The sequence below is a fragment of the Mucilaginibacter aquaedulcis genome, from assembly GCF_030409325.1.
GTDB lineage: Bacteria > Bacteroidota > Bacteroidia > Sphingobacteriales > Sphingobacteriaceae > Mucilaginibacter > Mucilaginibacter aquaedulcis.
On sequence record NZ_JAUFPR010000004.1, the window covers coordinates 1,134,932 to 1,148,912 of the forward strand.

The window sequence follows — 13,981 nt, forward strand, 5'->3', positions numbered from 1 at the left end:
TGATTGTTATGTTAAAGAATTATTTAAAAATTGCCTGGCGTAACCTGATAAAGAATAAAGCACACACCTTTATCAATGTGGTTGGTCTATCGGTAGGTATGGCAGTGGCCATGCTTATCGGTCTTTGGATCTGGGATGAGTTATCTTACAATAAATACTTCAAAAACTACGATCGTATTGTGCAGGTATGGCAGCACCAAACGTTTAACGGCGATGTGGGCAGCCAAACAGCCATGCCTATTCCATTAGGGCTAAAGCTGCGTGAAGCTTACACAAGCGATTTTAAATATGTGGCACTTTCTACATGGACAATGGAGCATATCATTACCAACGGCGATAAAAAATTCACCAAGCTGGGTAACTATGTGCAGCCGGAAATGACTGAAATACTTACGCTGAAAATGCTTAAGGGAACGCGTGCAGGGCTAAAGGATTTGTCATCTATCATGATTTCCGCTTCATTGGCAAAAACACTTTTTGGTGATGCCGATCCAATTAACAAAACATTAAAGATTGATAACCAATGGGTGGTAAAAGTAACCGGTGTTTATGAGGATATGCCTAATAATACCGAATTTAGAGAAGTTACCTTTTTTGCACCATGGGATCTGTACATGACAACCATGCCATGGCTCAAAAATGCCGCTACCCGCTGGGGTAATAACTCATGGCAAATATTTGCGCAGATGGCACCCAATGCCGATGTTGATAAGGTATCGGCCAAGATCAAGAATGTTAAACTTATCAATATAGCAGCACAGGGCGACAAATTAGGAGCCGATTTTAAACCTGCCGTGTTTTTGCACCCCATGTACAAATGGCACTTATACTCGGAGTTTAAAAACGGAGTAAATATGGGTGGCGCTATACAATTTGTTTGGATGTTTGCCATTATAGGTGTGTTTGTGTTATTGTTGGCCTGTATCAACTTCATGAACCTGAGCACCGCCAGGTCTGAGAAAAGGGCCAAGGAAGTAGGTATCCGTAAAGCCATAGGTTCACAGCGGATACAGCTTATCGGGCAGTTTTTTATGGAATCCTTGCTCATAGTGGCCTTTGCCTTTGTTTTTTCAATAGTATTGGTACTGCTTACCCTGCCATGGTTTAATGGTGTTGCCGATAAAAAAATGGCAGTGTTATGGGGAAACCCCTGGTTTTGGATGCTTAGCCTGGTTTTTAGCCTGATAGCGGGGCTGGTCGCCGGTAGTTACCCTGCACTTTATCTATCATCGTTTAAGCCTATAAAGGTTTTAAAAGGAACATTTAAAGCAGGGCGGCTGGCTGCTATACCACGTAAGGTATTGGTAGTTTTGCAGTTTAGCGTTTCGGTAACCCTTATAATAGGTACACTCATTGTTTTTAAGCAGATACAATATGCCAAGAACAGGCCCATTGGCTACAGCCGGGAGGGGTTGGTTTATCTGGTGCAGAAAACGAACGATATTCATAATCATTACGTTGCTTTTAAGGATGAACTGATAAAGTCAGGAGCTGTTGTAGAAACCGCAGAGTCGGGCAGTCCGGTTACTGGTGTATGGAGCAACAACAGTGGCTTTGATTGGAGAGGAAAACCCGCAGGGATGCTGGATGATTTTGCAACTGTAGGTTTATCGCCCGATTTTGGCAAAACAGTAGGCTGGCAGTTTAAAGATGGGCGTGATTTTTCAGTAGCATTTAAAACTGATTCAAACGCTATCGTGATCAATGAGGCAGCTGCAAAGTTCATGAACTTTAAAAAACCGGTTGGCGAAATTGTAACCACAGATGGCAAGCCATACCACGTGATTGGGGTTATTAAGGATATGCTTATGTCATCGCCCTATGAACCGGTTAAACAAACTTTCTTTTTTCTTGATAAAGATCCTCAGGGCGTTGTAAACATCAGGATCAACCCGCGTATGAGCACACATGAAGCGCTCGATAAAATTGCTGTCATATACCAGAAATATGCACCTGCAGCGCCGTTTGATTATAAATTCGCAGATGAGGAATATGCCAAAAAGTTTGATGGAGAAACACGGATAGGAAAGCTGGCCGGCTTTTTTACCCTGCTGGCTATATTCATTAGCTGTATGGGATTGTTTGGAATGGCCTCATTCATGGCAGAGCAGCGTACCAAAGAGATTGGCGTGCGCAAAGTGCTTGGTGCATCGGTATTTAGCCTGTGGCGGTTAATGTCTAAAGACTTTGTGGCACTGGTAATAATATCATTGGGTATTGCCATACCTGTGGCCTATTACTTTATGCATGGCTGGCTTCAAAATTACCAATACCGGGCAGATCTGTCATGGTGGATATTTGCCGTAACAGGTGTAGGGGCTATCATTATTACTTTGGTTACGGTAAGTTATCAGAGTATTTCCGCTGCACTTACCAACCCGGTTAAAAGTTTAAAAACAGAGTAAGCTCTTAAAAATTATAAACCATAAAAAAAGCTGAAAGGATTACCCATTCAGCTTTTTGCTTTTATGCCTTTAGCTTAATTAGCAATATTGTTCAAATGCACCAATCAGGTTATCGGCAATCATTTGGGCAGGGCGGCCTTCTATCTGATGGCGCTCTATCATATGTACCAGTTTACCATCTTTAAATAATGCCATTGCTGGTGAAGATGGAGGATAAGGCAACATGTAGTTACGTGCAGTATCAACAGCATCTTTCTCCATACCTGCAAAAACTGTTACCAGTTTAGTAGGGTGTTTTTCATTAGCTGCTGCAATTCTTGCTGCCGGGCGAGCGTTTGCTGCGGCACAACCGCAAACAGAATTAACCATTACAAATACAGTTCCTTCACTTTCAATAGCTTGCTTTACAGCTTCAGCATCTTTCAACTCCTCAAAGCCAACTCTTGTTAAATCTTCCCGCATTGGGGCAACTAAATATTCTGGATACATAATTTTTTATTTACACTAAAATTTACCTAATACAAAAATAATAAATGATTAACAGTTTGTATCTATAAATCATAATAATAACAATTTGCTGACGATGCCCGCGTACGGAAACGCAACCGTTAATTTGTTTATTCCCACAAGTTTTATTTAAAACAGGCGTTATATTATTAAGGGTAATAAGTATCTTGCTGCCCCTAATTAACGAACTTGATGAACAAAAAGCCCTCCGACATTAGTACAGTTGTTATTATTAACAAGAACCAACAGCACACCAAATCTTTACAGATAAAAACAAAACATATTAACAGAATATGGCACTACGCATACAGCATTGTATCGGTAGTACTGGTATTAATTGGTGTTATTATTTACCTAAGATCGCAAAATTCAAAACAGGAACTGGAAAAACAAAGGCTGCTTGCCCAGATAGTAAAGCTTAAGGGAGCTATCCCTGTAGTTGCTGTTGAAAGTAAGGAAGTTAATGCCCAGTCATACATTCAGGCTATTGAAGGCAAGCTCAAAACCATTAACGGTTATTTAAAAAGACGGGGCTTAAAAGGTTTTTCAACCAAAGGGCTTGGCGGTGATGCCAATGCAGAAGGAAATAAGCTTTCCGACAAAGAAGTTTATTCATTATATAATGATTATTTAAACAGGCTGGTAGGTACCATAGCCTTTACACCTATGGGCTATCCGCGGGTAAGCTCTTTTACTTCATTTTTTGGATACCGGAGCGATCCTTTTGATGATGGCCGCGCCGAATTTCACCCTGGTATCGATTTTAAAGGACACAAAGGTGATGAGGTAAAATGCACCGCGAGCGGTAAGGTTGTTTTTGCCGGCTGGAGTGGTGGATATGGAAATTGTATCCGGATAGCTCATATCAACAACCTTGAAACTGTTTACGGGCATTTGTCACGCATTAAGGTAAAAGTAGGCCAGGAAGTAAATGTTGGCGACGAGATAGGTTTGGTAGGTTCAACCGGACACTCAACCGGGGCGCATTTGCACTATGAAGTGCGCAAAAACGGCCACCCGATAAATCCCGTTAATTTCTTGACGCTTAATAAGTAGGTTGTACGTAATACGTTTTACGTGATACGTGTTGACGTTTTTTGGTAAAAATTTGAAAGTAAGATGAAACACACAACCCAAAGTGTGTAAAAAACGTAAAACGTCGGACGTAAAACATCTAACCTAAAAAGTTTCCAAACTCAACATGGCTATTTTTGGTAAAAAAGACAAAGTTGCGCTTGATCTGCAAGCTATATCAACCCTTATAAGCGATGGTACCATTTTAGATGGCAATATTAAAGCCCCTGCCTTTGCGCGTATCGACGGACAAGTGAACGGGAATGTAAATATTGATGAGGGCCTTATACTTGGTGAAAAGGCATTGGTTATCGGCAACATTGATACTAAAGAAATTGTGGTTTACGGTACAGTAAAAGGTGATATCCAAACCGATTCGCTGGAGATTAAGGCAACCGGTAAAATTACCGGCGAAATAAAAACCCAAGCCCTAATGGTAGAAACCGGTGGCGTTTACAACGGCCGTCTCTCTATGCAAACTGCTGATAAATGATCTTTTAGGTTAATGTTTAATTATTGAGAAATGGCTCGCATTTCATTTTGATATTTTTATAAGTTAACTTTGCATTTCAAAATTGAAATGTTATGTCATCAGTAGAAACTGCATTCGTTAAATACAAAGTAAAAGACTTATCACTGGCCGATTGGGGCCGCAAGGAAATTGAACTCGCCGAAGCCGAAATGCCTGGCCTGATGGCTTTGCGTAAAGAGTATGGACCGTCACAACCTTTAAAAGGTGCGCGTATTGCAGGTTGCTTACACATGACCATCCAAACCGCTGTTTTAATTGAAACTTTAATTGAACTTGGCGCCGAAGTTACTTGGTCGTCATGTAATATATTCTCAACCCAGGATCATGCTGCTGCTGCAATTGCTGCTGCCGGTACCTCTGTTTATGCCTGGAAAGGTATGAATGCCGAAGAGTTTGACTGGTGTATTGAGCAAACCTTATTCTTTGGTGAAGATCGCAAACCACTAAACATGATTTTAGATGATGGAGGTGATTTAACCAACATGGTATTAGATAAATACCCTGAGCTTATTGCCGAAATAAAAGGTTTATCTGAAGAAACTACTACTGGTGTACATCGTTTATACGAGCGTATGAAAGCCGGTACTTTGCCAATGCCTGCTATTAACGTTAACGACTCAGTTACTAAATCAAAATTTGACAACAAATACGGCTGCCGCGAATCGTTGGTTGATGCAATCCGTCGTGCTACTGACGTGATGATGGCTGGTAAAGTTGCCGTTGTTTGTGGTTATGGCGACGTAGGTAAAGGCTCGGCAGATAGCTTGCGTAACTCAGGTGTACGTGTTATTGTTACCGAAATTGATCCTATCTGCGCGTTACAGGCAGCTATGGAAGGTTTTGAGGTTAAAAAATTAGGCACTGCTATTAAAGAAGCCGACATTGTAGTTACTGCAACCGGTAATAAAAACATTGTTCGCGAAGAGCATTTCCGCGCGTTGAAAGACAAAGCCATTGTTTGTAACATCGGTCACTTTGATAACGAAATTGATATGGCCTGGTTAAACAAAGCCTATGGCAATACCAAAATTGAAATTAAACCACAAGTTGATAAATACACCATTGATGGCAGCGATGTTATTGTTTTGGCCGAAGGCCGTTTGGTGAATTTAGGTTGCGCAACAGGTCACCCAAGCTTTGTAATGAGTAACTCATTCACCAACCAAACTTTGGCTCAGTTAGAGCTTTGGACAAATGGTTCTGCTTACAAGAACGAAGTATATACCCTGCCAAAACATCTTGATGAAAAAGTAGCCCGCCTGCACCTTGCCAAAATTGGTGTTGAGCTGGAAGTTTTAGACCAGGATCAGGCTGAGTACATTGGTGTAACTGTTGAAGGTCCGTTTAAACCTGAATACTACAGATACTAATTCAAAAGTAAAAATTCAAAAGTTAAAAGGCATGGTTTTAGGATCATGCCTTTTTTGTTAGTTCAAATAGATCATATGCTTGCTTTTATCTTCATTGTAATTGGTGTTTTATATTTTTTAATGAAACAAATCATTAATCACAAGTCAAGTCGGTTTTATTCTATTAATATAATGTTGATTATTATTTACAACGTTATTGGTTGGTGGTATATTTTTGAATTCTTAGGCACAGGAGGTGCAAGTTTAGGTCCTGGAATGATGCTAATATTTCTTACAGGTGTTCATTTAGTGTTATTGATTTTGATTGCAGTAATTAAAGGAATTATTAATTCTGGAAAAGAGCAAAATCGACTAAATTAAACCTCAATTATAAATAATATGATCAAGTAGCAGGTGCTGTTTGTAGTTCCTTAAATCGATATAAATAGAAGTTTTTAGAATATGCTTAGCGGTGAGGTAAATGCTTTTCTTTTTGTTGCCGGAAACGGTTTTGGAAAAAATTTGACTAATGCACTGTTCCAAAATGCCGATAGTTTCAACAGATGCTTGAAACTTGCTGTTGCTCATGCAATATAACTGTTCAATAACAGCATCGTACCTTTTTAACAGGCATTGCAGCAGATAGCTGTTTGATGGCGAGTACTCTACCAGATCATTCAGCAGTTCGTTGAGTTCGTTGAGCTGATTTACATATTCGGTCATATCGCAGGTATTTTGCAAAAGGGTTAGCGATTTTTTATAATCCCCTATTGTAAAAGGTTAGCTAAATATGTTCATTAATTAATTATAAGTCAATTTTTTATCGCAAATTGTAAACCATAACAAGCATTTTGTATACCAGAGTATCAGTATTTTACAAGCTTTGGAAGGTGATTTTCTCAGTTGGTCCCTTCAAATTCTTCTTCCACGCTTTCGCGCAGATCATACAGTAACCACTGTTTTTTTGCAATGGAGCCAGCTTCAGATTGCAACAATTTTATAAAATCGTTAACACCGGTAGGTTCATTACCGTTGCCATGTATCAACACAATACTGCCCGCCTGTGGTTGCTGCCCTTTTGCAAGCCATGCATCGGTGCCTATGGGGATAAGGCCGTAATCGGTTAGCTTATATACCAGCTGCTGGTCAGATACCAGACCCGGAAACCTGAAAAACACTGAAGGTAGCAATCCGTTTTTGAGCATGGCCTTTTCTGTTTCCAGTATCTCATAATTCATATCGGTGCCAGGTTCCAGTAAAAAGTTTTCTTTTAATGGTGCTTTCATACTCACCCTATGGTTGAAAGAATGATTTATCCAGGTGATATAAATTTCGCGCTTGGCTTGCATTTGTTTAAGCCATTCCAGATCCTGAGGGTGTTGGCGCATCCAAACGCCGGTAACGGATAACGCGATAGGTGCCGGACGCTCCACTTTTTGAAACTCCGTGAAAATATCAGTAAATATCCGCCTATCTAAAGGGCGATGCGAAGGGCAGAGATCAGCAGTTAAACTAATTCCTGTTTCTTTTGGGATACCGCTTTCTATCCCGGCATCCTGTAAAGCGATGGATTGTTTTTCGGCCTTACGCAGGGCTTTTTGATACGGTGTGCTTTTGAAAAAATCCCGGGCTTCTGCAATGCTCATTGGCTTAACCTGATAAAAACTGGGCTCGTCAATCTTTGTTACTAATGTTTGAGGATTCACGAGGAGGTAATAGGTTTTTCCTTCGTTTTCAAACTGGCGTAGTATCATCCAGTCCTGCGGTGCATCGTGTGCCCAACCATAGTATGGCTTATAGTTTTCTATTTTACGAAAATTGGCTTGTGCCTGTGTGGTTAACTGTAAGCAGATAGAGGCAAAAAATAAGAATAAGTTTTTAAGGGATTTGCTGTTCATTTTTGCTAAAATTCCAGTTTTTGCCTGTAAGTATAGATGTTATAACCAATATAAGCATAAAAATGATGATAGTGCCCGGTGTTATTTGCTTTATAAAAAAGAGCGTATTAGCGCTCCGATCATTAATCAGAGATTCAGTTTTCATCAAAGACGAAGATGGTTGATAAAATCTTTGCAAAGGTTTGGACGTCGTATCCATCAAGATAGATAAAGGATATAATACAGTGAGAAATGAAAAATTAGCGATCACCAACACCAGATTTTGTAGCTTTCTTTTATATCGATAAAAGCCCTCCCTAATCAAATAGATTAAGGTTACCATCATTAAAAATACTGGGATAACTAATACAGCAAAGCTGATAACGTAATAAGTATCATTGAAATTGATATCAAATGAGGCTTTTTTCCCCCACAAATCAATAAGTGGAGAGGCAAGCAATCGTATTGTTATATAAATAGCCAACAGCACAATAAACTCAATGATAAAGGTTTTGGGTTTCATGATTTAAATATAAACTTATCAATTCATAATAGGTTTATAATTATATTAATGAAACATTAACTTTGAGCCATGACCCGTTTATCTGTCAACATCAATAAAATAGCTACCCTGCGCAATTCGCGCGGAGGCAATAATCCCGATCTGATACAAGTTGCTAAAGATTGTGAACGTTTTGGTGCCCAGGGAATCACTGTGCATCCACGACCAGACGAAAGGCATATCAGGTATAACGATGTGTTTGAACTTAAGAAAATAGTTACAACGGAGTTTAACATAGAGGGGAATTGTCAGGAGCAAAAATTTATTGACCTGGTTTTGGCCAATAAGCCTGAGCAGGTTACTCTGGTGCCAGATGTATTAGGACAGATTACCTCAAATCATGGCTGGGATACCATCACCAATTATCATTACCTGACAGATATGATAGCAGTATTTAAAAATGCCGGCATACGGGTATCAATATTTGTTGACCCCGTTGCCAAAATGGTTGAAGGTGCTGCCAAAACCGGCACCGACCGTATAGAATTGTACACCGAAGGTTATGCTACCCACTTTCATCAGGGTAAGGAACTGGCTATTGCTCCTTACATTGAGGCTGCTAAAACAGCCCAAAGCCTTGGTTTAGGTATTAATGCCGGGCATGATCTTGATCTGCATAATCTAAAATATTTTGCCGAAAATATTCCTGGTTTACAGGAAGTTAGTATTGGTCACGCGCTTGTTAGCGATGCTTTATATTATGGGCTCGAAAATACCATACAACAATATTTAAGACAGTTGGCTTAATTATTCAGTGATGATCGCTCTATAGGAGCAAAAGCTTTGTAGAATACATAATTCAACATTTTTGGCGTGCCATTGGTACGCCATCCTGTTTTTTGCTGCAGAAGTTTTCACCCGTTGGGGAGAAAATATACTAATTGAATGATCTCTTCTGTGTTGGAATGAAAAGCAGCGAATTTTTGTCCCTTTATCTTTTGCCCTTTACCAAAAGATCTTGTAACCAATCTGTCAATAATATATTAGGCAATTGTTACTCAGGTTGCAAAAGTGTACCTTTGCGCTAAATTTAGAGGGACCCTTGATTCATGAAGTTGAACGCAGACTACCAGGAGAAGTTTCAATCGAGACATATTGCTCCAAATGAGGCCGATACGGCAAAAATGTTAAAAACTGTTGGTGTTAATTCATTAGATGAATTAATATCGCAAACGGTGCCTGAAAAAATCAGGTTAAAAAAACCACTTAATTTACCGGCCGCTAAAAGCGAATTTGATTACCTGAATACTTTAAAGCAAACAGCTTCAAAAAACAAGGTATTTAAATCGTATATCGGTAAGGGTTATTATGATGTTATTGTTCCTGGTGTAATACAGCGTAACATACTTGAAAATCCCGGATGGTATACACAATACACTCCTTATCAGGCCGAAATTGCACAGGGACGTTTGCAGGCGCTGCTTAATTTCCAAACCATGGTAATTGATTTAACCGGAATGGAAATAGCCAATGCATCATTACTTGACGAAGGTACTGCAGCAGCTGAGGCGATGTTTATGCAATATAGCCTGCGCAAAAATCAAAACGCAAATGTTTTCTTCGTATCTGAGGAGCTGTTTCCGCAAACTATCGATATTTTAAAAACCCGTTCAGAACCTTACGGTATCGAACTTCAAATAGGTGATCACCGTACAGTAGAGTTAACCGATAATATGTTCGGTGCCATTGTACAATATCCTGCAGGTAACGGTGCTGTATACAACTATACTGATTATGCTGCCAAAGCACATGAAAAAGGTATTAAGCTAACCGTTGTTGCCGATATCATGAGCCTTGTACTACTAACTCCTCCGGGCGAGTGGGGTGCTGATATCGTTGTGGGTTCAACTCAGCGTTTTGGTGTGCCAATGGGTTTTGGTGGTCCGCACGCCGCATTTTTTGCTACCAAAGAAGAATACAAACGCTCTATACCAGGCCGTATCATTGGTGTTACTATTGATAGTGCCGGTGATTATGCATTGCGTATGGCACTGCAAACACGTGAGCAGCATATCCGTAGAGATAAGGCAACTTCAAATATTTGTACTGCGCAGGCATTATTAGCCATTATGGCCGGTATGTATGCCGTATACCATGGTCCGCAGGGCATAAAATTAATTGCCGAAAGAATCCACGGTTTAGCAATATTGCTGGCGGGTTCATTGGAACAATTGGGCTATGAGCAATTAAACGAATCGTATTTTGATACCCTGAAGTTTGATGTTGGCGTATTAGCTGGCCCGATACATTCAGAGGCATTGAATAACGAAATGAACCTGAGCTATGAGGGTTCTGTAGTTACTATCGCTGTTGATGAAACCACCTCAGTTGAGGATATAAAAACAATAGTTAGGTTTTTTGCCAAAGTAAAAGGCAAAACCATTAATGATGTTGATTTAGATGGTTTAAAGGCTAACCTGGAAACAGTTATCCCTGCCGAATTGCAACGTAAATCTGCCTATTTAACACATAGTTTGTTCAATACGCATCATTCAGAGCATGAAATGCTGCGTTATATCAAATCGCTGGAGACCAAGGATCTTTCTCTTTGCCACTCTATGATAGCGCTGGGTTCATGCACCATGAAGCTTAACGCTACTACCGAAATGGTACCGATTACCTGGCCTCAATTCAGCAAGATACATCCCTTTGCCCCTGCCGATCAGGTAGGTGGTTACATGCAGCTGTTTGATGAAATCAACAACTGGTTAAGCGAGATCACAGGCTTTGCAGCCATGAGTTTGCAGCCAAACGCGGGAGCACAGGGCGAATATGCAGGCTTAATGGTTATCCGCGCGTATCATAATGACCGTGGCGATCATCATCGTAATATCGCGTTGATCCCTTCATCAGCACACGGTACCAACCCTGCATCAGCAGCAATGGCCGGCATGAAGATAGTTGTGGTTAAATGCGACGATAATGGCAATATTGATGTTGCCGATATGAAAGCCAAAGCCGAGCAATATAAAAATGAACTTTCGTGCTTAATGGTTACCTATCCATCTACTCACGGCGTATTTGAGGAGTCGATCATTGAGATATGTGATATCATTCACCAAAATGGTGGTCAGGTTTATATGGATGGTGCTAACATGAACGCCCAAGTAGGTTTAACCAGCCCGGCCAACATTGGTGCCGATGTTTGCCACCTTAATTTGCACAAAACCTTCTGTATCCCTCACGGTGGAGGTGGCCCAGGTATGGGGCCTATTGGTGTAGCTAAACATTTGGTGCCATATTTACCGGGCCATGCTGTGGTTGATATTGACAGAGGTAAATCTATACATGCTGTATCAGCAGCTCCATGGGGTTCTGCTTCTATCCTGATCATATCACACGCTTATATTGCTATGATGGGTGCGGATGGCTTAACCAATGCAACCCGTTATGCCATACTGAATGCTAATTATATCAAAGCCAGATTGCAGGATCATTTCCCTGTATTATATGCAGGAGCTAACGGTCGTTGTGCGCATGAAATGATATTGGATTGTCGTTCATTTAAGCCATTTGGTATTGAGGTTACTGACATTGCCAAGCGCCTGATGGATTATGGTTTCCATGCACCAACCGTATCGTTCCCGGTTGCGGGTACCGTTATGGTTGAGCCTACAGAGTCTGAGCCTAAGCATGAGCTTGATCGTTTTTGTGATGCTATGATTGCCATACGTCATGAAATTGCCGATGTTGCCGACGGTGTTTTAGATAAAACAGATAACCCGTTAAAAAATGCTCCACACACTGCCGCGGTAATTACCGGGAATAACTGGGAGCATTCATATACCCGTCAAAAAGCAGCGTTCCCGCTGCCTTACGTGGCCGCGTATAAATTCTGGCCTTCGGTTGGGCGTGTTAATGATACCTATGGCGACCGTACATTGATCTGTTCTTGCCCGCCATTAGAAGATTATGCTTTTGAAGAAAGTGTGATAGAGTAGTGTAACATTTTTGTTAATATACCAAGGAAACGCGTAGATGATTAAAGATCATCTGCGCGTTTTTGTTTAAGTTAATCAGTTTACTATTAAAACATTCTCATTTTGGTCATTTAGTTGACTGCTAATCATTTTATTCAGTATTCTATTGTGTTTTAAATCTTGAGTCTTAAATGTTTCCGGTACACTATAAAAAATAACGGTAAATTTTATTGGGTAAGAATATTGTAAAAAATGCCTTTTTTTGCTTCTGGGAGCTGTTTTTGTTTTAAAGAGCATAAAAATTGTACAAATTATGTATAATTTCGTTACACTAAATATGTTGTACTTAACATACAATATTACTCTTCATGAAATAAATATTCCGGTTTTGGATTATAATCATTATAATTAAAACAATATTCGGCAATACAACTTATGGGAATATAACTTTTTGATTCGACCAGCGTATAAAGCATTATCTATTTTAAATATAAACTAAGTACATCTATTCAAAGTGCCTTATGACAATTAACGACAAGCCTGTTAGCGTATTATTGGTTGATGATGATGAGATCAATAATTTCATCTCCATTAAATTAATAAAGAAGGCGCTGCTTAATACGGAGATTATGGCCTGTTTAAACGGAAAATTTGCTATAGATCAGCTGGCAGATATCCAGAAAAGAGATCCAAGCAAAATGCCCGATTACATTTTGCTGGATATAAATATGCCCATTATGAATGGCTGGGAATTTCTGGAAGAATTTAAGCGTTTGAATATAGACCCACTGGGTAAGAGCAAGATATATATTATTTCCTCATCTGTGTTTAGTAATGATATCAATAAGGCAAAATCATATCCGTTGGTGAAGGATTTTATATCCAAGCCACTAAACGTTGAAAAAATAAAAGAGCTATTTGAAGTTCAAAACCACCATTAAGCCGAGATCACTTTAAAGTGTTCGTCAGTTCGTTGTACGTTTCCTATTGCAAATGATTTAGAATGATAAAAAAGGCAGGTCCATCCTTCCTCAGCTGCCTTTTTTCCATATTCTTCACGTAGCATCATTGCTTTTCGCCCGTCCATATCATACTTGGCAATAAACTTTCGGATTAATTGCTCTGGTTCGGGAAGTTCATCGCCCCCAAAAAATACCTTTTTTCCTTCTGTCTCAATCCAAAATACCTGGTGGTATGGGCAATGGCCTCCTGAATGTTCATATCTTATACCTGGCTGTACTTCACCATTGCCCTCAACAAAGGTAATATTGGCGTTCTTCAACGCTTCAAATATTTCCTTATGATATGATGATGTTCGGCCGGCAAGCCCGGTTTCCCACTCCTGGCGTTGTATTACATGCTGAGCCCGGGGAAAGCTGGGTTTAAGTTTACCATTTCGTTCAACCACCAAACCACCTGAATGATCATAATGAAGGTGCGACATCAGTACCAGGGAAACATCCTCCGGGTCAAAGCCTGCATTGCGAATGTTTTGATGAATCAGCAGCTCGTCACGGGTATCTTTAAAACCAAGGCCGGTGTCCAGTACAATAAGGTCATGATCTGTTTTGATCAGAAACGGGTTTACATGAATAAATAACGATGCCGGGCGGTCTTTCGGGTTATCAAGCTCGGGATTAAAAGGGATAAATTTTTTGGTTGCATCAACCGAATATGAGCCTTCACCCAACGCGAAAATTTCCATAGTATATATTTTTAGTATCAGGTAGTTAGTATCAAGACTTTGAGGTCTTT

At 40.0% G+C, this 13,981-nt stretch carries 13 protein-coding genes; 8 read left to right on the forward strand and 5 right to left on the reverse strand.

Annotated elements, in window-relative coordinates; all coding sequences use genetic code 11:
- Positions 1-8 precede the first annotated feature (8 nt).
- Positions 9-2,405 (forward strand): ABC transporter permease, encoded by a 2,397-nt coding sequence (locus QWZ01_RS23390; RefSeq protein ID WP_290327675.1) that lies wholly within the window; start codon positions 9-11, stop codon positions 2,403-2,405.
- Between the two features lie 78 nt (positions 2,406-2,483).
- Here QWZ01_RS23390 and QWZ01_RS23395 read toward each other — a convergent pair whose 3' ends face one another.
- Entirely contained in the window at positions 2,484-2,894 is a 411-nt protein-coding gene (locus QWZ01_RS23395) for a BrxA/BrxB family bacilliredoxin (RefSeq protein WP_290327678.1), read from the reverse strand.
- 210 nt (positions 2,895-3,104) lie between these two features.
- On the opposite strand from QWZ01_RS23395, the gene QWZ01_RS23400 reads away from it, so the two are divergent.
- The 4 genes from QWZ01_RS23400 to QWZ01_RS23415 all read left to right on the forward strand — a co-directional run bounded on the left by QWZ01_RS23400 (position 3,105) and on the right by QWZ01_RS23415 (position 6,248).
- Positions 3,105-3,968 carry a M23 family metallopeptidase gene (locus tag QWZ01_RS23400; RefSeq protein WP_290327680.1) on the forward strand — a complete coding sequence of 288 codons (864 nt, stop codon included), beginning with the start codon at positions 3,105-3,107 and terminating at the stop codon, positions 3,966-3,968.
- Between the two features lie 145 nt (positions 3,969-4,113).
- Positions 4,114-4,479, forward strand: a complete 366-nt coding sequence (locus QWZ01_RS23405) for a bactofilin family protein (protein WP_290327683.1) — start codon at positions 4,114-4,116, stop codon at positions 4,477-4,479.
- A 92-nt stretch (positions 4,480-4,571) separates the two neighbouring features.
- Positions 4,572-5,888: an adenosylhomocysteinase gene (gene ahcY / locus QWZ01_RS23410; protein ID WP_290327685.1), complete on the forward strand. Its 1,317-nt coding sequence runs from the start codon at positions 4,572-4,574 to the stop codon at positions 5,886-5,888.
- A 120-nt stretch (positions 5,889-6,008) separates the two neighbouring features.
- On the forward strand, positions 6,009-6,248 hold the full coding sequence (locus QWZ01_RS23415; RefSeq protein ID WP_290327687.1) for a hypothetical protein: 240 nt from the start codon (positions 6,009-6,011) through the stop codon (positions 6,246-6,248).
- Between the two features lie 3 nt (positions 6,249-6,251).
- Here QWZ01_RS23415 and QWZ01_RS23420 read toward each other — a convergent pair whose 3' ends face one another.
- From QWZ01_RS23420 to QWZ01_RS23430, 3 genes are all read right to left on the reverse strand, one after another.
- The gene (locus QWZ01_RS23420) at positions 6,252-6,590 is read right to left on the reverse strand and encodes a hypothetical protein (RefSeq protein ID WP_290327689.1); all 339 of its coding nucleotides are present in this window, start codon (positions 6,588-6,590) and stop codon (positions 6,252-6,254) included.
- Between the two features lie 176 nt (positions 6,591-6,766).
- Positions 6,767-7,765, reverse strand: coding sequence for a polysaccharide deacetylase family protein (locus tag QWZ01_RS23425; RefSeq protein ID WP_290327691.1), 999 nt, complete (start codon positions 7,763-7,765; stop codon positions 6,767-6,769).
- Positions 7,746-8,267 (reverse strand): hypothetical protein, encoded by a 522-nt coding sequence (locus QWZ01_RS23430; RefSeq protein WP_290327693.1) that lies wholly within the window; start codon positions 8,265-8,267, stop codon positions 7,746-7,748. The genes QWZ01_RS23425 and QWZ01_RS23430 overlap by 20 nt, the downstream gene beginning before the upstream one ends.
- Before the next feature lie 69 nt (positions 8,268-8,336).
- On the opposite strand from QWZ01_RS23430, the gene QWZ01_RS23435 reads away from it, so the two are divergent.
- The 3 genes from QWZ01_RS23435 (at position 8,337) to QWZ01_RS23445 (ending at position 13,167) form a co-directional block, all read left to right on the forward strand.
- A complete protein-coding gene (locus QWZ01_RS23435; protein ID WP_290327695.1) occupies positions 8,337-9,053 on the forward strand; it encodes a pyridoxine 5'-phosphate synthase in 717 nt (238 codons plus the stop codon).
- 302 nt (positions 9,054-9,355) lie between these two features.
- Positions 9,356-12,247 (forward strand): aminomethyl-transferring glycine dehydrogenase, encoded by a 2,892-nt coding sequence (gcvP, locus tag QWZ01_RS23440; RefSeq protein WP_290327696.1) that lies wholly within the window; start codon positions 9,356-9,358, stop codon positions 12,245-12,247.
- Between the two features lie 500 nt (positions 12,248-12,747).
- Positions 12,748-13,167, forward strand: coding sequence for a response regulator (locus QWZ01_RS23445; RefSeq protein WP_290327697.1), 420 nt, complete (start codon positions 12,748-12,750; stop codon positions 13,165-13,167).
- On the opposite strand, the gene QWZ01_RS23450 is transcribed toward QWZ01_RS23445, so the two are convergent.
- A complete protein-coding gene (locus tag QWZ01_RS23450) occupies positions 13,164-13,931 on the reverse strand; it encodes an MBL fold metallo-hydrolase (RefSeq protein ID WP_290327698.1) in 768 nt (255 codons plus the stop codon). The genes QWZ01_RS23445 and QWZ01_RS23450 overlap by 4 nt on opposite strands.
- Positions 13,932-13,981 lie beyond the last annotated feature (50 nt).

Excerpts from the sequence above, each read along its gene's own strand:
- QWZ01_RS23390 (WP_290327675.1), top strand. The coding sequence starts at position 9 with ATGTTAAAGAATTATTTAAAAATTGCCTGGCGTAACCTGATAAAGAAT.
- QWZ01_RS23395 (WP_290327678.1), bottom strand. The coding sequence starts at position 2,894 with ATGTATCCAGAATATTTAGTTGCCCCAATGCGGGAAGATTTAACAAGA.
- QWZ01_RS23400 (WP_290327680.1), top strand. The coding sequence starts at position 3,105 with ATGAACAAAAAGCCCTCCGACATTAGTACAGTTGTTATTATTAACAAG.
- QWZ01_RS23405 (WP_290327683.1), top strand. The coding sequence starts at position 4,114 with ATGGCTATTTTTGGTAAAAAAGACAAAGTTGCGCTTGATCTGCAAGCT.
- ahcY (WP_290327685.1), top strand. The coding sequence starts at position 4,572 with ATGTCATCAGTAGAAACTGCATTCGTTAAATACAAAGTAAAAGACTTA.
- QWZ01_RS23415 (WP_290327687.1), top strand. The coding sequence starts at position 6,009 with ATGAAACAAATCATTAATCACAAGTCAAGTCGGTTTTATTCTATTAAT.
- QWZ01_RS23420 (WP_290327689.1), bottom strand. The coding sequence starts at position 6,590 with ATGACCGAATATGTAAATCAGCTCAACGAACTCAACGAACTGCTGAAT.
- QWZ01_RS23425 (WP_290327691.1), bottom strand. The coding sequence starts at position 7,765 with ATGAACAGCAAATCCCTTAAAAACTTATTCTTATTTTTTGCCTCTATC.
- QWZ01_RS23430 (WP_290327693.1), bottom strand. The coding sequence starts at position 8,267 with ATGAAACCCAAAACCTTTATCATTGAGTTTATTGTGCTGTTGGCTATT.
- QWZ01_RS23435 (WP_290327695.1), top strand. The coding sequence starts at position 8,337 with ATGACCCGTTTATCTGTCAACATCAATAAAATAGCTACCCTGCGCAAT.
- gcvP (WP_290327696.1), top strand. The coding sequence starts at position 9,356 with ATGAAGTTGAACGCAGACTACCAGGAGAAGTTTCAATCGAGACATATT.
- QWZ01_RS23445 (WP_290327697.1), top strand. The coding sequence starts at position 12,748 with ATGACAATTAACGACAAGCCTGTTAGCGTATTATTGGTTGATGATGAT.
- QWZ01_RS23450 (WP_290327698.1), bottom strand. The coding sequence starts at position 13,931 with ATGGAAATTTTCGCGTTGGGTGAAGGCTCATATTCGGTTGATGCAACC.